The sequence below is a fragment of the Enterobacter sp. KB-280D8 genome, assembly GCF_041399405.1.
GTDB classification, from domain to species: domain Bacteria; phylum Pseudomonadota; class Gammaproteobacteria; order Enterobacterales; family Enterobacteriaceae; genus Enterobacter; species Enterobacter cloacae_N.
In genome coordinates, this window is the sequence record NZ_JBGKEC010000002.1 from 774,447 (window position 1) to 792,878 (window position 18,432).

Sequence of the window (18,432 nt, forward strand, 5' to 3'; positions counted from 1 at the left end):
AAAAAGTAAAGGGGAGATAAAATCCCCCCTTTTTGATTAACTGCTTGTATGATTTGGTGAATTATTCGCCAGATGCCTGCTGGGCTTCCGGTTTACCGTAAATCAGCAGCGGCTTGGATTGGCCACCGATAACGGACTCGTCGATAACCACTTTTTCAACATCTTCCATCGACGGCAGATCGTACATGGTGTCAAGCAGCGCCGCTTCAACGATAGAACGCAGGCCGCGCGCACCGGTTTTACGGATCATCGCTTTCTTGGCAATTGCGTCCAGCGCTTCGTCACGGAATTCCAGGTCAACGCCTTCCAGATTGAACAGCGCCTGATACTGCTTGGTCAGCGCATTTTTCGGCTCTTTCAGGATCTGAATCAGCGCCTCTTCACTCAGCTCATTCAGCGTTGCCACAACCGGCAGACGGCCAATGAACTCAGGGATCAGACCAAATTTGATCAGATCTTCAGGCTCAACCTGCGAAAGCAATTCGCCTTCGTTGGCTTTCTCGGACTTCGCCTTCACCGTTGCGCCAAAACCAATGCCGGAGCCGGTTTCAACACGATGGGAGATCACTTTATCCAGGCCTGCAAACGCACCGCCGCAGATGAACAGGATCTTGGAAGTATCAACCTGCAGGAACTCCTGCTGCGGATGTTTGCGTCCACCCTGCGGCGGAACGGCGGCAACCGTACCTTCGATCAGCTTCAGCAGCGCCTGCTGCACGCCTTCACCCGATACGTCACGGGTAATGGACGGGTTGTCTGATTTACGGGAGATCTTGTCGATCTCATCAATGTAAACAATCCCGCGCTGGGCTTTTTGTACGTCGTAATCGCACTTCTGCAGCAGCTTCTGAATGATGTTCTCAACGTCTTCACCCACATAACCAGCTTCGGTCAGTGTGGTGGCATCTGCCATGGTAAACGGAACATCAAGCAGGCGCGCCAGCGTTTCCGCCAGCAGCGTTTTACCGGAGCCGGTTGGCCCGATCAGCAGAATGTTGCTTTTGCCCAGTTCCACACCATTGCTGGTGTCGCCGTTACGCAGACGTTTGTAGTGGTTATATACCGCCACCGCCAGCACTTTCTTGGCCTGCTCCTGACCGATGACATAGTCGTCAAGGTGATGACGAATCTCATGCGGCGTAGGCAATGCGCTACGCTCACGGTGCGGCGCAACTTCTTTAATCTCTTCGCGAATGATGTCGTTACATAAATCGACGCATTCGTCGCAGATATACACGGACGGCCCGGCAATCAGTTTACGCACTTCATGCTGGCTTTTGCCGCAAAAAGAGCAGTACAGCAGTTTGCCCGAACCATCTTTGCGTTTATCTGTCATGAGTCCAAACCTCTTTTTAAGTTCTTTGTGCCGCACATGACGACGCAAATGCCATTCTAAGACGCAAGCTGCATTAAGCAGCGTGCCGCCCTACTTTAGTATAGCGGCACACTCGCGTCGCGGGCATCAATTACGATGGGTCAATACGGAGTCGACTAAGCCGTACTCAACTGCCTCTGGAGCAGAGAGGAAGCGATCGCGCTCGGTATCGCGCTCGATCTGCTCAAGAGATTGACCTGTATGCTGCGCCATAAGTTCATTCATGCGCGCTTTTACTTTCAGAATTTCGCGGGCGTGGATTTCGATATCCGTCGCCTGCCCCTGGTAACCACCCAGCGGCTGGTGAATCATCACGCGGGAGTTAGGCAGGCAGAAACGCTTACCTTTCGCCCCTGCGGTTAACAGGAAGGCCCCCATGGATGCAGCCTGACCCATACAGATAGTGCTGACATCTGGCTTGATGAACTGCATGGTGTCATAAATGGACATGCCCGCCGTAATCACACCGCCAGGCGAGTTGATGTACAGGTAAATGTCTTTTTCCGGGTTTTCCGCTTCCAGGAACAGCATCTGCGCCACGATCAGGTTAGCCATATGGTCTTCTACCTGGCCGGTCAGAAAGATAACGCGTTCCTTGAGCAGACGGGAATAGATATCGAAAGAACGCTCACCACGTGAGGTCTGTTCAATAACCATTGGCACCAGCGCCATATGGGGTGCAAAGTTATCTCGTTCGCCACTGTATGACATTTCCGTCTCCTGGTTCAAAATTGAAAACACCTGCTGTACTGATTGTAACCTTATGGACGGATTATCAGCCAGTCTCAATCATCGTGATTACACACTTATGGGGTTCGCCACGCCCTATTTCAAGCATAACAACCTTTTGTTGTAACGCTAACACTGAAAGGGCGTTTTAGCACCCTTCAAGAACCCAAGCTGCGATAAAAAAAACCCGTCGCCGGAGGGCAACGGGTTTTTTGTTCAAACTTTAAACCGTTAGGGCGAAATTACGCCTGCTGGTTCATCAGTTCGTTGAAAGAGGTCGCTTTTTCGGTCACTTTCGCTTTCGCCAGTACCGCTTCAACAGCCTGCTCTTCCAGGGCGACGTTGCGCATGTTGTCCATCAGCTCTTTGTTCTTGCCGTAGAACTCGATCACTTCTGATGGATCTTCGTATGCAGACGCCATCTCTTCGATCAGGCCTTTTACACGCTCTTCGTCAGCTTTCAGCTCGTGGGTACGAATCACTTCGCCCAGCAGCAGGCCAACAACCACGCGGCGTTTCGCTTGCTCTTCAAACAGCTCGCGCGGCAGTTCCATCGCTTGCTGCTGGTTGCCACCGAAACGCTGTGCAGCCTGACGGCGCAGGACGTCGATTTCGCTGTCGATCAGCGCAGCAGGAACGTCGATGTCGTTCGCTTTTACCAGACCTTCAATCGCCTGAGATTTCACACGGTTACGCACAGCGCCGTTCAGCTCGCGCTCCATGTTTTTACGCACTTCGGTACGCAGGCCAGCAACAGAACCATCTTCAACGCCGAAACGCTTGATGAACTCTTCAGTCAGTTCTGGCAGTTCGCGCTCTTCCACTTTTTTCAGGTTGATGACGAACTTCGCTGCTTTACCTTTCAGGTTTTCAGCGTGGTATTCTTCCGGGAAGGTCACGTCGATGGTGAACTCTTCGCCAGCCTTGTGGCCTTTGATACCGTCTTCGAAGCCTGGGATCATACGACCCTGGCCCATTGCCAGTACGAAGTCAGACGCTTTTCCGCCTTCGAACTCTTCGCCATCAACAGAACCGGTGAAGTCGATGGTTACGCGGTCTTCCGCGTCAACAGCGCCTTCTTTCTCTTTCCAGTTCGCCTGCTGCTTGCGCAGGGTGTCCAGCATGCCGTCAACGTCTTCATCAGTTACGGAAACAATCGGTTTTTCAACTTCGATAGATTCCAGACCTTTCAGCTCAACTTCCGGATACACTTCGAACTCTACGGAGTAGGTGAAGTCTTCGCCCAGTTTGTATTCGCCTGGCACGTAGTTTGGTGCGCCAGCCGGATTGATTTTTTCTTTGATGATCGCGTCGATAAAGTTGCGGCTCATCAGTTCACCCAGCACATCCTGACGCACGGAAGCGCCATAACGCTGAGCAACAACATTCATTGGTACTTTGCCCTTACGGAAGCCGTCAATACGTACTTTTTTTGCTACGTTGACCAGCTCGCTTTTCACAGCAGTTTCGATGCTGTCAGCAGCGATAGTAATCGTTACACGGCGGCCAAGGCCTTGAGTGGTTTCAACTGAAACTTGCATCTTGTTACCTCAAAAAAATCACAGTGCTCGGTCAACTCTGAATCTGTCTGTTATACCGGGATGCTCTCTTAGTGCAGATTCACATTCCCTGTCGCCAGAATCATCCCGAAGACATTCATTAAGACGCGGCATTATAGCGGCATCACTTAGGTGAGTCGAGAACGGTTGGGGCATGTTGCTGCGGCTTTTTTCACACTTTAAGGCTATTTTTAGCCTTAAAATCGCACCATCCGCTCAAAACTCAGACAAAACAAAACGGCCCGGAGGCCGTTTTGAGGAAATCTGTAAGCAACATACTGGAAAAGCTCCGGCCGTTGCAAATCCGATTTATCAGGCGATAGTGCCAGCACCTCGACAGGGCGGCGACGCGAAAACCGTATCCTGCAAGCCTTCCCATTCCTTAATGGTGTAGGTATGCAGTGCCAGCGCATGCACGGTTGTGGAGAGTTCTTCCGTCAAGGTGCTGTAGATCAGGCGATGTCGGTTCAGGAAACGTTCTCCCGTGAAGCGATCGCTAACCAGAACCACTTTAAAGTGGCTTTCAGAACCTGCCGGCACGTTATGACGATAGCTTTCGTCGACGACTTCGAGGAACACAGGGTTGAACGCTGCCCTTAATTTTTCTTCTATCTGTTCACGTATCATCATGAAATTACTCCTCCGACAACGCTGAGATGTCACCCATCCCTTTAAATATTAGCCGCTTTTACCGTTTCCATTACACCTTGACAACAAATATTTAGCTTTCGTCTAATTTTCTCATTCAAACGAATGAAGTTCACTGTGAGACTCATACCTTTCGTCATTCGCGGGAGGAGAAAAAGGGTGAGCTGGTCAGTTTTCAGACAAGACGATGAATTTACATGCGTTGACCACTTCCCCTGACCGTTGTCGATGTTATGATGGCGGCAATTTCTCTCTCTTTATGCTTACGATTCGTTGAGAACCTGAAAATGTTAAAAAAACTCTTCTTTCCGTTGGTAGCCCTTTTTATGCTGGCAGGCTGTGCGACTCCGCCTACCACTATTGATGTCTCACCAAAAATCACTCTGCCTCAGCAGGACCCAAGCCTGATGGGCGTCACCGTGAGCATTAACGGTGCCGATCAGCGTCAGGACCAGGCTCTGGCAAAAGTGACCCGCGATAACCAGCAGGTGACGCTGACCGCGTCCCGCGACCTGCGCTTCCTGCTGCAGGAAGTGCTTGAGAAGCAAATGACCGCTCGCGGCTACATGATTGGCCCAAGCGGCGCGGTTGATCTGCAGATCATCGTCAACAACCTTTATGCAGACGTGTCTCAGGGCAACGTGCGCTACAACATCGCGACCAAAGCGGATATCGCCATCATTGCCACCGCGAAAAACGGTAACAAGATGACGAAAAACTACCGCGCCAGCTACTCCGTTGAAGGCGCGTTCCAGGCATCCAACCAGAACATTGCTAACGCCGTTAACAGCGTGCTGACGGATACCATCGCCGATATGGCGCAGGACACCAGCATTCACGACTTTATCAAGCAGAACGCACGTTAATCCTGCTTACTGACCCGGTGCTTCACCGGGTCAGTTCATAAGACCATGTCCAGTCACTACTTACGCATTTTCCAGCAACCGAAATCAGCGATTCTGCTGATCCTCGGCTTTGCCTCCGGTTTACCCCTCGCGCTCACCTCCGGCACGCTTCAGGCGTGGATGACGGTCGAGAACATCGATCTCAAAACCATTGGTTTCTTCTCGCTGGTCGGTCAGGCTTATGTCTTTAAGTTCCTGTGGTCGCCGGTGATGGATCGCTATACGCCACCGTTCCTGGGACGTCGTCGCGGCTGGTTAGTGATGACGCAGGTCCTGCTGCTGCTGGCGATTGCGGCGATGGGCTTCCTTGAACCGACCACACAGCTTCGCTGGATGGCCGCGCTTGCGGTGGTGATAGCCTTCTGTTCCGCCTCCCAGGATATTGTGTTTGACGCCTGGAAGACGGACGTCTTACCCGCCGAGGAGCGCGGGGCCGGTGCGGCCATCAGCGTGCTGGGCTATCGCCTCGGGATGCTGGTCTCCGGCGGCCTGGCGCTGTGGCTGGCCGACCGTTACCTCGGCTGGCAGGGCATGTACTGGCTGATGGCCGCCCTGCTGATCCCCTGTATTATCGCGACGCTGTTCGCGCCCGAACCGAGTGACGTCATTCCGGTCCCCCGCTCACTGGAACAGGCCGTGGCGGAACCGCTGCGCGACTTCTTTGGCCGTAACAATGCCTGGCTGATCCTGCTGCTCATCGTCCTTTATAAGCTGGGTGATGCCTTTGCCATGAGCCTGACCACCACCTTCCTGATCCGCGGCGTCGGTTTTGACGCCGGGGAAGTGGGGGTAGTGAACAAAACGCTGGGGCTGTTTGCGACCATCGTCGGCGCACTTTATGGCGGTGTATTGATGCAGCGCCTGACGCTTTTCCGCGCGCTGCTGATCTTCGGCATTCTTCAGGGCGCCTCTAACGCCGGCTACTGGCTGCTGTCGATTACCGACAAACATACGATCAGCATGGCCGCAGCGGTGTTCTTCGAAAACCTCTGCGGCGGCATGGGGACGGCGGCGTTTGTTGCCCTGCTGATGACCCTGTGCAATAAGTCATTTTCCGCCACGCAGTTCGCTCTGCTCTCGGCGCTCTCGGCCGTTGGCCGCGTGTACGTAGGCCCAATTGCCGGCTGGTTTGTGGAAGCCCACGGCTGGCCAACGTTTTATCTCTTCTCGGTCGCGGCTGCCGTGCCGGGGATTTTATTATTGCTGGTGTGTCGCCAGACGCTGGAATATACCCAGCGGACTGAACACTTTATGCCGCGCACTGAATATCATCGCGCCTACCGTTTTGCGTTACGTCTGTTAATGACGGGCTGCGCCGCGCTGGCGCTCTGGCTTGTGGTACTTATTGTTAACGCCAGTACGTCTCTGGCGCTCCCCCTCGAAGCCCTTCTGCTGGACGCCGGAGCCCTGCTGGCCATCGCCGGGATCCTGACGGGCGGTCTGCTCGATTTTATGGCATTGCGTAAAACGCAGATGACCTGAAGAAAAAGCGAAAGGTTATTTCCCGTTGTAATCACTAACCGAAATTATAACGGCGAAATAGCCATCAGCCGCTAAAAAAATATTTGTTGTTTTGTGCGGGATAGGATTTGGAAATTATTGGAGCCGGTTCCAAATTGCTATTTTTCATTAAACGATTCAGCATTGGAAAGTTTGATTTTTCGTTTTTTAGATGTCTTTTTATTGATAATTAATTGTTAATTTTTTGTTTATTTTTAACAATGGTTATACCAATTGCCCCTTTTAGGGTATGCTTGGGGGTCCTTTCGTTATAAAGCCCATCTCATGCGGCTTCGGTCATAAAAACCGACATAATCTGCAACACTTGTGACACGTGCGGCAGAACCCGGTAACACCTTCCTGACACAGGCCTAATGATGTTTACAGTAATGTAACCTTCCCGTAAAATGCCCGCACACTTTAAACGCCACCAGACTCCCGTGGAATTGAGGTCGTTAAATGAGACTCAGGAAATACAATAAAAGTTTGGGATGGTTGTCATTATTCGCAGGTACTGTATTACTCAGTGGCTGCGATTCTGCACTACTAGACCCCAAAGGACAGATTGGACTGGAACAACGTTCACTGATATTGACGGCTTTTGGCCTGATGTTGATTGTGGTTATTCCTGCCATTTTGATGGCTGTTGGTTTCGCCTGGAAGTATCGTGCGAGCAATAAAGATGCGAAGTATAGCCCGAACTGGTCACACTCCAATAAAGTGGAAGCTGTGGTCTGGACGGTGCCTATTCTGATCATCCTGTTCCTTGCCGTACTGACCTGGAAAACCACTCACGCACTTGAGCCAAGCAAGCCGCTGGTTCACGATGAAAAACCTATTACCATTGAAGTGGTCTCCATGGACTGGAAATGGTTCTTCATCTATCCAGAGCAGGGCATTGCTACCGTGAATGAAATCGCCTTCCCGGCGAACACTCCGGTTCAGTTCAAAGTGACCTCCAACTCCGTAATGAACTCCTTCTTCATCCCGCGTCTGGGTAGCCAGATTTACGCGATGGCCGGTATGCAGACGAACCTGCATCTGATCGCGAATGAAGCAGGCACCTACGATGGTATCTCCGCCAGCTATAGCGGCCCGGGCTTCTCAGGTATGAAGTTCAAAGCTATTGCGACGCCGGACCGTGCCGCTTTCGACCAGTGGGTTGAAAAAGCGAAGCAGTCTCCAAACACCATGTCTGACATGGCGGCGTTCGAAAAAGTGGCTGCACCTAGCGAATACAACAAGGTGGAGTACTTCTCTAACGTGAAACCTGATTTGTTCAAAGACGTTATTGGCAAATTTATGGATCACGGCAAGAGCATGGACATGACCCAGCCAGAAGGCGAGCACAGCGCGCATGAAGGTATGGAAGGCATGGACATGAGCCACGCGGAAACCGCTCACTAAGGGGCCGAGGAAGAAAATGTTCGGAAAATTGACACTGGATGCAGTGCCCTACCATGAACCGATTATCATGGTTACGGTGGCTGCAATTATCATTGGTGGCGCGGCCTTAGTTGGCCTGATCACTTACTTCGGTAAGTGGAGCTACCTGTGGAATGAGTGGCTGACTTCGGTTGACCACAAAAAACTCGGTATCATGTACTGCATCGTCGGTATCGTCATGTTAATTCGTGGCTTTGCGGATGCGATCATGATGCGTAGCCAGCAGGCACTCGCATCTGCGGGCGAAGCCGGCTTCCTGCCGCCGCACCACTACGATCAGATCTTTACCGCTCACGGCGTTATCATGATCTTCTTCGTGGCGATGCCGCTGGTAATCGGTCTGATGAACGTCGTCGTTCCGCTGCAAATTGGTGCGCGCGACGTGGCGTTCCCGTTCCTGAACAACCTGAGCTTCTGGTTCACCGTTGTCGGCGTTATCCTGGTTAACCTGTCACTGGGTGTGGGCGAATTCGCGCAGACCGGCTGGCTGGCGTACCCGCCGCTGTCGGGAATTGAGTACAGTCCGGGTGTCGGTGTTGACTACTGGATTTGGGCGCTTCAGCTCTCCGGTGTCGGTACGACCCTGACCGGTATCAACTTCTTCGTGACCATCCTGAAGATGCGTGCTCCTGGTATGACGATGTTCAAGATGCCGGTATTTACCTGGGCATCTCTGTGCGCCAACGTACTGATTATCGCATCGTTCCCAATTCTGACCGTCACCATCGCGCTGCTGACCCTGGACCGCTATCTGGGCACCCATTTCTTCACAAATGATATGGGTGGCAACATGATGATGTACATCAACCTGATTTGGGCCTGGGGTCACCCGGAAGTGTACATCCTGGTTCTGCCTGTCTTCGGTGTGTTCTCCGAAATCGCGGCAACCTTCTCGCGTAAACGCCTGTTTGGTTACACCTCTCTGGTGTGGGCAACCGTGTGTATTACCGTTCTGTCGTTCATCGTTTGGCTGCACCACTTCTTCACCATGGGTGCGGGCGCGAACGTAAACGCCTTCTTCGGTATCACCACCATGATTATCGCCATCCCTACCGGGGTGAAGATCTTCAACTGGCTGTTCACCATGTACCAGGGCCGTATCGTGTTCCACTCAGCAATGCTGTGGACCATCGGCTTCATCGTTACCTTCTCCGTAGGTGGGATGACCGGCGTACTGCTGGCGGTACCGGGCGCTGACTTCGTTCTGCACAACAGTCTGTTCCTGATTGCGCACTTCCATAACGTTATCATCGGCGGCGTGGTCTTCGGCTGCTTCGCTGGCGTAACCTACTGGTGGCCAAAAGCGTTCGGCTTCACGCTGAACGAAAAATGGGGTAAACGCGCGTTCTGGTTCTGGATCATTGGCTTCTTCGTGGCGTTTATGCCGCTGTACGTGCTGGGCTTCATGGGTATGACCCGTCGTCTGAGCCAGCAGATCGATCCGCAGTTCCACCCAATGCTGATGGTTGCAGCGGGCGGTGCAGCGCTGATTGCATGCGGTATTCTGTGCCAGCTGATTCAGTACTACGTGTCCATCCGCGACCGTAACCTGAACCGCGACCTGACCGGTGACCCATGGGGTGGCCGTACGCTGGAGTGGGCAACCTCTTCTCCACCGCCGTTCTATAACTTTGCCGTAGTGCCGCACATTCACGAGCGTGATGCCTTCTGGGAAATGAAAGAAAAAGGTGAAGCGTACAAGCAACCTGAGCATTACGAAGAAATCCATATGCCGAAAAACAGCGCTGCGGGCATCGTGATTGCCGCTTTCGCAACGGTATTTGGTTTCGCAATGATCTGGCACATCTGGTGGATGGCGATTGTTGGCTTTGCCGGCATCGTAATCAGCTGGATTGTGAAGAGCTTTGACGAGGACGTGGACTACTACGTACCAGTCCGTGAAGTTGAAAAGCTGGAAAATCAGCATTTCGACGAGATTTCTAAAGCGGGGCTGAAAAATGGCAACTGATACTCTGGCGCACTCAACTGCCCACGCGCATGAACATGCGCACCACGATACAGGACCGACGAAAGTCTTCGGTTTCTGGATCTACCTGATGAGCGACTGCATTCTGTTCTGCTGTCTGTTCGCGACCTATGCCGTTCTGGTGAACGGCACAGCGGGCGGCCCGACCGGCAAGGACATCTTTGAACTGCCGTTCGTTCTGGTTGAAACCGCACTGCTGTTATTCAGCTCCATCACCTACGGCATGGCGGCTATCGCCATGTACAAAAACAACAAGAGCCAGGTTGTCTCCTGGCTGGCGTTGACCTGGCTGTTTGGTGCTGGCTTTATCGGGATGGAAATCTATGAATTCCATCACCTGATTATGGAAGGCTTCGGCCCGGATCGCAGTGGCTTCCTGTCCGCGTTCTTCGCGCTGGTGGGTACCCACGGTCTGCACGTGACCTCGGGTCTGATCTGGATGGCAGTACTGATGTTCCAGATCTCCCGCCGCGGCCTGACCAGTACTAACCGTACCCGTATCATGTGCCTGAGCCTGTTCTGGCACTTCCTGGACGTGGTATGGATCTGTGTGTTCTCTGTTGTCTATCTGATGGGGGCGATGTAATGAGTCATTCTAACGATCATGGCGCTTCCCACGGCAGCGTAAAAACCTACATGACAGGTTTCATCCTGTCGATCATCCTGACGGTGATCCCGTTCTGGATGGTGATGAGCGGTTCTGCGTCCAAGCCGGTTATCCTGGGAGCAATCCTGGTAACCGCGGTGATTCAGATTCTGGTGCATCTGGTTTGCTTCCTGCACATGAACACCAAGTCCGATGAAGGCTGGAATATGACCGCCTTTATCTTTACCGTGATTATCATCGCTATCCTGGTAGTCGGTTCCATCTGGATTATGTGGAACCTCAACTACAACATGATGGTTCACTAAGAGCGGCGAGTATGTTTAAGCAATACCTGCAAGTAACGAAACCAGGCATCATCTTTGGCAACCTGATCTCCGTGATCGGAGGGTTCCTGCTGGCCTCTAAAGGCAGCATTGATTACGCCCTCTTTATCTCTACGCTGGTCGGTGTGTCACTGGTTGTTGCGTCCGGTTGTGTATTTAACAACTACATCGACATGGATATCGACAAGAAGATGGAAAGGACCAAAAATCGGGTGCTGGTTAAAGGCCTGATCGCCCCTTCCGTCTCGCTGGTGTACGCCACCTTGCTGGGTATTGCTGGCTTTATGCTGCTGTGGTTTGGTGCTAACCCGCTGGCCTGCTGGCTGGGGGTGATGGGGTTCGTGGTGTATGTAGGCGTCTACAGCCTGTATATGAAACGTCACTCCGTCTACGGCACGCTGATTGGTTCTCTCTCCGGCGCTGCGCCGCCGGTGATTGGCTACTGCGCGGTCACGAACGAGTTCGACAGCGGTGCGCTGATCCTGCTGGCTATCTTTAGCCTGTGGCAGATGCCGCACTCCTATGCCATCGCGATTTTCCGCTTTAAGGATTATCAGGCAGCGAACATCCCGGTACTGCCGGTCGTGAAGGGCATTTCGGTTGCCAAGAACCACATCACGCTCTACATCATCGCTTTTGCCGTGGCAACGCTGATGCTCTCTCTGGGTGGCTACGCCGGGTATAAATATCTGGCGGTAGCGGCTGCGGTGAGCGTCTGGTGGCTCGGTATGGCCCTGCGCGGATACAAAGTGGAAGATGACAAAGTCTGGGCGCGCAAGCTGTTTGTGTTCTCTATCGTTGCTATCACTTCACTGTCCGTGATGATGTCCGTAGACTTTATGGTGCCGGATTCACATAACCTGCTGACTTACGTCTGGTAAGATTCGCAGGTGAATAAAAGGGTGCTTCGGCACCCTTTTTTATTCATCAAATCCATTAATAACGCATGTAATATTTGTTAAATAACCCTTTATTTACCCCGCCCCTTCCCCGCACTACACTATGGCCTGCTTTTGAACTGAGGTGGTAATGAACGATTATAAAATGACGCCAGGCGAGCTACGCGCGACCTGGGGCTTAGGGACTGTCTTCTCGCTACGGATGCTCGGCATGTTTATGGTCCTGCCTGTTCTGACCACGTACGGCATGGCGCTGCAGGGGGCCAGCGAGGCGCTGATTGGCCTGGCAATTGGTATTTACGGTCTTGCGCAGGCGATATTTCAAATCCCGTTTGGTCTGCTCTCCGATCGGGTGGGTCGAAAGCCGCTGATTGTCGGCGGTCTGCTTATTTTTGTTCTCGGTAGCGTCATTGCCGCCCTCTCCCACTCCATCTGGGGGATTATTCTTGGTCGCGCCCTCCAGGGCTCCGGCGCGATTGCCGCCGCCGTTATGGCACTGCTGTCAGACCTTACACGCGAACAGAACCGCACGAAGGCGATGGCGTTTATCGGCGTGAGCTTTGGCGTCACCTTCGCGATTGCGATGGTGCTCGGTCCGATTATCACCCATACGCTCGGCCTGCACGCTCTGTTCTGGATGATTGCCGTGCTGGCGACCATCGGCATTGCCTTAACTCTGTGGGTCGTGCCGGACAGTAAAAACCACGTTCTGAACCGTGAGTCAGGCATGGTCAAAGGCTGCTTCAGCAAAGTGCTCGTTGAGCCACGCCTGCTCAAGCTGAATTTCGGCATTATGTGCCTGCACATTCTGCTGATGTCGACCTTTGTCGCCCTGCCCGGCCAGCTTGCCGCAGCGGGTTTCCCGGCCGCAGAGCACTGGAAAATCTATCTGGTCACGATGCTGATATCTTTTGTCTCCGTCGTGCCATTCATCATCTATGCCGAAGTGAAGCGCAAAATGAAGCGCGTCTTCGTGGGCTGCGTTGCGCTGCTGCTGATCGCCGAGATCGTGCTCTGGGGATCCGGCCCGCACTTCTGGGAGCTGGTTGCTGGCGTACAGCTGTTCTTCCTGGCCTTTAACCTGATGGAAGCGCTGCTGCCGTCGCTTATCAGCAAGGAGTCTCCTGCAGGTTACAAAGGCACGGCGATGGGTATCTACTCCACCAGCCAGTTTCTCGGCGTGGCGATCGGCGGCTCGCTCGGCGGCTGGGTCGACGGCCTGTTTGATTCACAAACCGTGTTTCTCGCGGGCGCGCTGCTGGCGACAGTCTGGCTGCTGGTCGCCAGCACCATGAAAGAGCCGCGCTATGTGAGCAGCCTGCGGGTAGAAATCCCGGATGATGTAGAAATTAGCGATGCGCTGAAGCAGCGTCTGGAAGCAAAAGAAGGCGTGACAGAGGTGTTCATTGTCCCGGAAGAGCGGAGCGCTTACGTCAAAATAGACAGCAAGGTGACCAACCGCTTTGAGGTCGAGCAGGCGCTTAAAGCCTAAAAAAAGCCCGGTTAAACCGGGCTTTTCAGTCTTAATCGCGGAAGTTTTTAAACTGGAACGGCTGCCCCAGATCGCCGCCGCGCACCAGCGCCATCACGGACTGCAGATCGTCGCGGGATTTACCGGTCACGCGAATTTCTTCGCCCTGGATCTGCGCCTGCACCTTCAGCTTGCTGTCTTTGATGAGCTTAACGATCTTCTTCTGCACCGCGCTCTCGATGCCCTGCTTGAGTTTGGCTTCCACAAACCAGTTCTTACCGCTGTGGACAAACTCTTCCGGCACGTCCAGAGATGTCCCTTCAATGCCGCGTTTTAACAGCTTGGCACGCAGAATATCGAGCAGCTGATTCACCTGGAAATCAGACTCGCTCAGCACCTTAATGGTCTTATTTGCGTCGTTCAGCTCAAACGACGCCTCAACGCCACGAAAATCGAAACGTGACTCAACTTCGCGGGTTGCGTTCTCAACGCCGTTGCGAACTTCCTGGATATCAACTTCGGAAACAATATCGAAAGATGGCATCTTTTCTTCTCCCTTCACTTTTGTTGCGTTGCATAATACCCGCTACGAGGCATAACTCAACAGAAGCTTAGCTGTATAATTAAGCTGTAACACCTGGCGCAGTTGCAGGTGAGGAGGAACAATGAAAATTACGGTGCTCGGATGCGGAGCGCTTGGTCAGCTGTGGCTGACCGCGCTGCGCAAGCACGGACATGAGGTTCAGGGCTGGCTGCGCGTGCCCCTGCCCTATTGCAGTGTCAACCTGATTGGTGAAGACGGAAGCATTTTTAACGAATCCCTCACCGCGAACGATCCTGATTTCCTGGCGCAAAGCGACCTTCTGCTGGTGACGCTCAAGGCGTGGCAGGTTTCAGACGCGGTAAAGACGCTGGCCGCGCAGCTCCCCCCCACGTCTCCCATTCTGCTCCTGCACAATGGTATGGGAACCCTTGATGAGCTGAAAAGCGTCCCGCAGCCTCTGCTGATGGCGACCACCACCCACGCCGCGCGTCGCGACGGCAACATTATCGTGCATGTCGCCAGCGGCGTGACGCACATCGGCCCGGCCAGGACACAGGATGGCGACTACAGCTATCTCGCAGACGTGCTGCAGAAGGTTTTGCCGGACGTGGCATGGCATAACAACATTCGCCCTCAGCTGTGGCGTAAGCTTGCGGTAAACTGCGTGATCAACCCGCTGACGGCGCTGTGGAATTGCCCGAACGGTGAGCTGAAAAACCATCCGCAGGAGGTGGCATCCCTGTGTGCGGAAGTCGCGTCGGTAATTGAGCGAGAAGGCCTGCACACCTCAGCAGAGGATTTGCGCTGTTACGTCGAGCAGGTGATTGAGAGTACGGCTGAGAACATCTCCTCAATGCTGCAGGACGTTCGGGCATTACGCCACACGGAAATCGACTACATCACGGGATATCTGCTAAAGCGCGCCCGCGCGCACGGCATAGCCGTGCCGGAAAACGCCCGTCTGTATGACCTGGTTAAACGTAAGGAGAGTGAATATGAGCGCGTCAGCACTGATCTGCCTCGCCCCTGGTAGCGAAGAAATGGAAGCGGTCACCACCATTGATTTAATGGTACGTGGCGGCATTAAGGTCACCACCGCCAGCGTTGCCAGCGACGGCAGCCTGGCGATCACCTGTTCCCGAGGGGTGAAAATTCTGGCAGATGCACCGCTTGTTCAGGTTGCTGATGGCGATTACGACATCATCGTGCTGCCCGGTGGGCTCAAGGGCGCGGAATGTTTTCGCGACAGCCCGCTGCTGGTCGAGACCGTGCGTCAGTTTCATCTATCCGGCCGCATTGTCGCGGCAATCTGCGCTGCCGCAGGAACGGTGCTTATTCCGCACGACATTTTCCCCATCGGCAACATGACCGGCTTCCCGGGGCTGAAGGACACCATCCCGGAAGAGCATTGGGTGGATAAACGCGTCGTCTGGGACCCGCGCGTCAACCTGCTGACCAGCCAGGGGCCCGGCACCGCAATTGATTTTGGCTTAAAGATTATTGACCTGCTGGTCGGACGCGAGAAGGCCTACGAAGTGGCGTCATCGCTGGTGATGCCGGCGGGAATTTATAATTATTACGAATAAGTGTTCTCCCTCTCCCCGTGGGAGAGGGTCGGGGTGAGGGCAACAGGCCGCACTCCCCGACAAAACACTACGGGCGATACACCTTCACATTCGCAAAGCCCTGCTCGCGCAGATACAGCGCCTGCAGGCGGCTCATCACCCCACGCTCACACCACAGCAGATACGTTTTGCTCTGATCGAGGTCGCCAAATTTGGTGCTCAGCTTGTAGAACGGCAGCGAAACCACCTCCACCCCTTCCACCTGCAGCGGCTTGTCATCCTGCTCGTCAATGGAGCGGATATCCAGAATCGCATCGTTAGCGCCGAAACCGCTCACGGTTTCAACTTCAACTACTTCCTGCTCGGTCTGCTGGGCAATCTCGCGGATATCAATGTTGGACGCTTCTGCCACCACTTTTTCCAGAATGCTGAAGTCGAAATTCTCTTCTTCCGCTTCGATCTTCGCCTTCACCGCTTTCACCGTCGGGCTTTTTGAAATCACGCCGCAGTATTCCGGCATGGTACGGGCAAAATCTTCGGTGCCGATTTCGCGCGCCAGGTCGATGATGTGCTCTTTATCGTGGGAGATCAGCGGACGCAGGATCAGCGTATCAGAGACGTTGTCGATCAGACGCAGGTTGGTCAGCGTCTGGCTGGAGACCTGACCCAGCGCTTCGCCGGTGACCAGCGCCTGCACGCCGTAGCGTTCCGCCACTTTGGACGCCGCACGCACCATCATGCGCTTCAGCACCACGCCCATCTGGCCGTCGTCCACTTTCTCAAGGATTTCACCGACCACAGGTTCGAAGTTGATCGCCACAAAACGCACGCGGTGGGAGCTGCCGAAGCGGTTCCACAGGTAATGCGCCACCTGACGTACGCCGATTTCGTGCGCCGCGCCGCCCAGGTTGAAGAAGCAATAGTGCACGCGGCAGCCGCGACGCATCAGCATATAGCTGGAGACGCCGGAGTCGAAGCCGCCGGAGATCAGGGACAATACGTCTTCCTGGGTGCCAATCGGGAAGCCGCCGATACCTTCATAGCGCCCTTTCACCAGTAGCAGGCGATCGTTTTCGATCTCCAGGTTCACGGTCACGTCCGGGTTGGTCAGACGTACGCGCGCCGTTTCAACGTGCTGGTTCAAACCGCCGCCGACGTAACGTTCCACTTCAATGGAGCTGAATTCGTGCTTGCCGCGACGCTTCACGCGCACGCAGAAGGTTTTGCCTTCGATCTGATCGCGGTACTGGACCAGCGCTTTCTCGAAGATGTCGTGCATATCGCTGAACGGAACATCTTCCACTTCCAGGATATGGTGGATCCCCGGAATACGGGTCAGCGCATCGCGAATATCCTGACGTTTGTTTTCGTCTTTGGCGCGCACTTCAACGTGGTCCCAGTGGCGCACCACGGCGAGGGTTTCGTCGTAGTGCTTTAATACGTTACGAATGTTCCCGGTGAGAATCTTAATAAAGCGCAAACGCACAGATTGGCTTTTGATGGTGATTTCAGGGAACAATTTAATGATAAACTTCATGGCGGCAATGTTTCTTAGGCAAGCGTATTAAGGCTTGTAATGGAAAAGAGTACAGCAGCCCACACCCGTGGCTGCATCCAGGCGCGCAAGTATACCACCATCGCGCCGCTCCTGTGCACATTGCGCGTTATTTGATAATTGCCCTGAGTCCGTTACCATGTCGGGGCTGAGAATATAAGAGTCAATTCACTATGCCGAAGAAGAACGACGCACCGGCCAGTTTCGAAACTGCGCTGAGTGAACTGGAGCAAATCGTTACCCGTCTTGAGAGCGGCGATCTCCCGCTGGAAGAAGCGCTCAACGAATTCGAGCGCGGCGTGCAGCTGGCACGCCAGGGGCAGGTCAAACTGCAGCAGGCCGAGCAGCGCGTGCAGATCCTGCTCTCCGACAGCGAAGAGGCGAAAACCACGCCTTTCACACCGGACGCCGAGTAAATGGATTTTGCCAACGAGCTTCAGGCGCGCGTCGTGCGCGCCAACGACGCCCTGCGCCGATTTATTGCGCCACAGCCTTTTCAGAACACTCCACTGGTTGAAGCCATGCACTATGGCGCACTCTTGGGTGGAAAGCGCCTGCGCCCGTTTCTGGTGTACGCCACCGGCAATATGTTTGGTATCAGCGATAACACGCTGGACGCCCCGGCAGCTGCCGTTGAGTGCATCCACGCCTACTCGCTGATTCACGACGATCTTCCGGCGATGGATGACGACGATTTGCGTCGGGGTCAGCCAACCTGCCACATTAAGTTTGGCGAGGCGAATGCCATTCTGGCGGGTGATGCCCTGCAAACGCTGGCATTCTCCATTCTGAGCGACGCGCCGATGGCAGAAGTGAGCGACCGCGACCGCCTGGCGATGATCTCCGAACTGGCGATAGCCAGCGGTGTGGCCGGCATGTGCGGCGGTCAGGCGCTGGATCTTGAAGCGGAAGGACGTCAGGTTAATCTGGAACAGCTGGAGCGTATTCACCGCCATAAGACGGGCGCGCTTATTCGTTCCGCCGTTCGCCTGGGCGCGCTGAGCGCGGGTGAGCAAGGGCGCAAAGCCCTGCCGATTCTGGACAGATACGCAGAAAGTATCGGTCTGGCATTCCAGGTTCAGGATGACATTCTGGATGTGGTGGGCGATACTGCAACATTGGGTAAACGTCAGGGTGCCGACCAGCAGCTTGGCAAAAGTACCTACCCCGCCCTGCTGGGACTTGAGCAAGCCCAACGTAAAGCCCGGGATCTGATTGACGATGCCCGCCGGTCGCTGAATGAGCTGGCCGCGCAATCGCTGGATACCTCGGCACTGGAAGCGCTAGCGGACTATATAATCCAGCGTAATAAATAAACT

General features: G+C 54.1%; 18 protein-coding genes. 12 read left to right on the forward strand and 6 right to left on the reverse strand.

Features of this window, described 5'->3' with window-relative positions:
• Positions 1-61: 61 nt before the first annotated feature.
• The 4 genes from clpX to bolA form a co-directional block, all read right to left on the reverse strand.
• Positions 62-1,336 (reverse strand): ATP-dependent protease ATP-binding subunit ClpX, encoded by a 1,275-nt coding sequence (clpX, locus tag AB8818_RS09180; protein ID WP_061099041.1) that lies wholly within the window; start codon positions 1,334-1,336, stop codon positions 62-64.
• 126 nt (positions 1,337-1,462) lie between these two features.
• Positions 1,463-2,086, reverse strand: coding sequence for an ATP-dependent Clp endopeptidase proteolytic subunit ClpP (clpP, locus tag AB8818_RS09185; protein WP_014069126.1), 624 nt, complete (start codon positions 2,084-2,086; stop codon positions 1,463-1,465).
• A 260-nt stretch (positions 2,087-2,346) separates the two neighbouring features.
• Positions 2,347-3,645: a trigger factor gene (tig, locus tag AB8818_RS09190; protein ID WP_014882773.1), complete on the reverse strand. Its 1,299-nt coding sequence runs from the start codon at positions 3,643-3,645 to the stop codon at positions 2,347-2,349.
• Between the two features lie 330 nt (positions 3,646-3,975).
• A complete protein-coding gene (gene bolA, locus AB8818_RS09195; protein ID WP_003859051.1) occupies positions 3,976-4,293 on the reverse strand; it encodes a transcriptional regulator BolA in 318 nt (105 codons plus the stop codon).
• A 305-nt stretch (positions 4,294-4,598) separates the two neighbouring features.
• Here bolA and AB8818_RS09200 point away from each other — a divergent pair, with 305 nt between their 5' ends.
• The 8 genes from AB8818_RS09200 to AB8818_RS09235 all read left to right on the forward strand — a co-directional run bounded on the left by AB8818_RS09200 (position 4,599) and on the right by AB8818_RS09235 (position 13,470).
• Positions 4,599-5,177, forward strand: coding sequence for a lipoprotein (locus AB8818_RS09200; RefSeq protein WP_023310568.1), 579 nt, complete (start codon positions 4,599-4,601; stop codon positions 5,175-5,177).
• A 45-nt stretch (positions 5,178-5,222) separates the two neighbouring features.
• Positions 5,223-6,698 (forward strand): muropeptide MFS transporter AmpG, encoded by a 1,476-nt coding sequence (ampG, locus tag AB8818_RS09205; protein WP_116341613.1) that lies wholly within the window; start codon positions 5,223-5,225, stop codon positions 6,696-6,698.
• Positions 6,699-7,175: 477 nt separating this feature from the next.
• Positions 7,176-8,123, forward strand: coding sequence for a cytochrome o ubiquinol oxidase subunit II (cyoA, locus tag AB8818_RS09210; protein ID WP_008503322.1), 948 nt, complete (start codon positions 7,176-7,178; stop codon positions 8,121-8,123).
• Between the two features lie 16 nt (positions 8,124-8,139).
• Positions 8,140-10,131, forward strand: a complete 1,992-nt coding sequence (gene cyoB, locus AB8818_RS09215) for a cytochrome o ubiquinol oxidase subunit I (RefSeq protein ID WP_116341615.1) — start codon at positions 8,140-8,142, stop codon at positions 10,129-10,131.
• The gene (locus AB8818_RS09220; RefSeq protein ID WP_003859057.1) at positions 10,121-10,735 is read left to right on the forward strand and encodes a cytochrome o ubiquinol oxidase subunit III; all 615 of its coding nucleotides are present in this window, start codon (positions 10,121-10,123) and stop codon (positions 10,733-10,735) included. The genes cyoB and AB8818_RS09220 overlap by 11 nt, the downstream gene beginning before the upstream one ends.
• On the forward strand, positions 10,735-11,061 hold the full coding sequence (locus tag AB8818_RS09225) for a cytochrome o ubiquinol oxidase subunit IV (RefSeq protein WP_006176899.1): 327 nt from the start codon (positions 10,735-10,737) through the stop codon (positions 11,059-11,061). Before AB8818_RS09220 ends, AB8818_RS09225 begins: the two co-directional genes overlap by 1 nt.
• Before the next feature lie 11 nt (positions 11,062-11,072).
• Entirely contained in the window at positions 11,073-11,960 is an 888-nt protein-coding gene (gene cyoE, locus AB8818_RS09230; protein WP_061099044.1) for a heme o synthase, read from the forward strand.
• Positions 11,961-12,108: 148 nt separating this feature from the next.
• On the forward strand, positions 12,109-13,470 hold the full coding sequence (locus AB8818_RS09235) for an MFS transporter (RefSeq protein WP_116341617.1): 1,362 nt from the start codon (positions 12,109-12,111) through the stop codon (positions 13,468-13,470).
• A 31-nt stretch (positions 13,471-13,501) separates the two neighbouring features.
• Here the strand turns inward: AB8818_RS09235 and AB8818_RS09240 are convergent, their stop codons facing one another.
• Positions 13,502-13,993, reverse strand: coding sequence for a YajQ family cyclic di-GMP-binding protein (locus AB8818_RS09240; RefSeq protein WP_023334701.1), 492 nt, complete (start codon positions 13,991-13,993; stop codon positions 13,502-13,504).
• A gap of 121 nt (positions 13,994-14,114) precedes the next feature.
• On the opposite strand from AB8818_RS09240, the gene panE reads away from it, so the two are divergent.
• Positions 14,115-15,026, forward strand: coding sequence for a 2-dehydropantoate 2-reductase (panE, locus tag AB8818_RS09245; protein WP_192983442.1), 912 nt, complete (start codon positions 14,115-14,117; stop codon positions 15,024-15,026).
• Positions 14,989-15,579 (forward strand): protein deglycase YajL, encoded by a 591-nt coding sequence (gene yajL / locus AB8818_RS09250; protein WP_116341621.1) that lies wholly within the window; start codon positions 14,989-14,991, stop codon positions 15,577-15,579. The genes panE and yajL overlap by 38 nt, the downstream gene beginning before the upstream one ends.
• Before the next feature lie 67 nt (positions 15,580-15,646).
• Here yajL and thiI read toward each other — a convergent pair whose 3' ends face one another.
• Positions 15,647-17,095 carry a tRNA uracil 4-sulfurtransferase ThiI gene (gene thiI / locus AB8818_RS09255; protein ID WP_116341623.1) on the reverse strand — a complete coding sequence of 483 codons (1,449 nt, stop codon included), beginning with the start codon at positions 17,093-17,095 and terminating at the stop codon, positions 15,647-15,649.
• A 191-nt stretch (positions 17,096-17,286) separates the two neighbouring features.
• Here thiI and xseB point away from each other — a divergent pair, with 191 nt between their 5' ends.
• Both xseB and ispA read left to right on the forward strand, forming a co-directional pair.
• On the forward strand, positions 17,287-17,529 hold the full coding sequence (gene xseB, locus AB8818_RS09260; RefSeq protein ID WP_045909783.1) for an exodeoxyribonuclease VII small subunit: 243 nt from the start codon (positions 17,287-17,289) through the stop codon (positions 17,527-17,529).
• Positions 17,530-18,429, forward strand: coding sequence for a (2E,6E)-farnesyl diphosphate synthase (ispA, locus tag AB8818_RS09265; RefSeq protein WP_163330422.1), 900 nt, complete (start codon positions 17,530-17,532; stop codon positions 18,427-18,429).
• Positions 18,430-18,432 lie beyond the last annotated feature (3 nt).

What these genes read in the sequence shown, in the direction of transcription:
- panE (WP_192983442.1), top strand. Translation starts at nt 14,115, where the DNA reads ATGAAAATTACGGTGCTCGGATGCGGAGCGCTTGGTCAGCTGTGGCTG.
- AB8818_RS09220 (WP_003859057.1), top strand. Translation starts at nt 10,121, where the DNA reads ATGGCAACTGATACTCTGGCGCACTCAACTGCCCACGCGCATGAACAT.
- clpX (WP_061099041.1), bottom strand. Translation starts at nt 1,336, where the DNA reads ATGACAGATAAACGCAAAGATGGTTCGGGCAAACTGCTGTACTGCTCT.
- tig (WP_014882773.1), bottom strand. Translation starts at nt 3,645, where the DNA reads ATGCAAGTTTCAGTTGAAACCACTCAAGGCCTTGGCCGCCGTGTAACG.
- ampG (WP_116341613.1), top strand. Translation starts at nt 5,223, where the DNA reads ATGTCCAGTCACTACTTACGCATTTTCCAGCAACCGAAATCAGCGATT.
- AB8818_RS09200 (WP_023310568.1), top strand. Translation starts at nt 4,599, where the DNA reads ATGTTAAAAAAACTCTTCTTTCCGTTGGTAGCCCTTTTTATGCTGGCA.
- AB8818_RS09240 (WP_023334701.1), bottom strand. Translation starts at nt 13,993, where the DNA reads ATGCCATCTTTCGATATTGTTTCCGAAGTTGATATCCAGGAAGTTCGC.
- AB8818_RS09235 (WP_116341617.1), top strand. Translation starts at nt 12,109, where the DNA reads ATGAACGATTATAAAATGACGCCAGGCGAGCTACGCGCGACCTGGGGC.
- cyoB (WP_116341615.1), top strand. Translation starts at nt 8,140, where the DNA reads ATGTTCGGAAAATTGACACTGGATGCAGTGCCCTACCATGAACCGATT.
- ispA (WP_163330422.1), top strand. Translation starts at nt 17,530, where the DNA reads ATGGATTTTGCCAACGAGCTTCAGGCGCGCGTCGTGCGCGCCAACGAC.
- yajL (WP_116341621.1), top strand. Translation starts at nt 14,989, where the DNA reads ATGAGCGCGTCAGCACTGATCTGCCTCGCCCCTGGTAGCGAAGAAATG.
- thiI (WP_116341623.1), bottom strand. Translation starts at nt 17,095, where the DNA reads ATGAAGTTTATCATTAAATTGTTCCCTGAAATCACCATCAAAAGCCAA.
- clpP (WP_014069126.1), bottom strand. Translation starts at nt 2,086, where the DNA reads ATGTCATACAGTGGCGAACGAGATAACTTTGCACCCCATATGGCGCTG.
- cyoE (WP_061099044.1), top strand. Translation starts at nt 11,073, where the DNA reads ATGTTTAAGCAATACCTGCAAGTAACGAAACCAGGCATCATCTTTGGC.
- bolA (WP_003859051.1), bottom strand. Translation starts at nt 4,293, where the DNA reads ATGATGATACGTGAACAGATAGAAGAAAAATTAAGGGCAGCGTTCAAC.
- AB8818_RS09225 (WP_006176899.1), top strand. Translation starts at nt 10,735, where the DNA reads ATGAGTCATTCTAACGATCATGGCGCTTCCCACGGCAGCGTAAAAACC.
- cyoA (WP_008503322.1), top strand. Translation starts at nt 7,176, where the DNA reads ATGAGACTCAGGAAATACAATAAAAGTTTGGGATGGTTGTCATTATTC.
- xseB (WP_045909783.1), top strand. Translation starts at nt 17,287, where the DNA reads ATGCCGAAGAAGAACGACGCACCGGCCAGTTTCGAAACTGCGCTGAGT.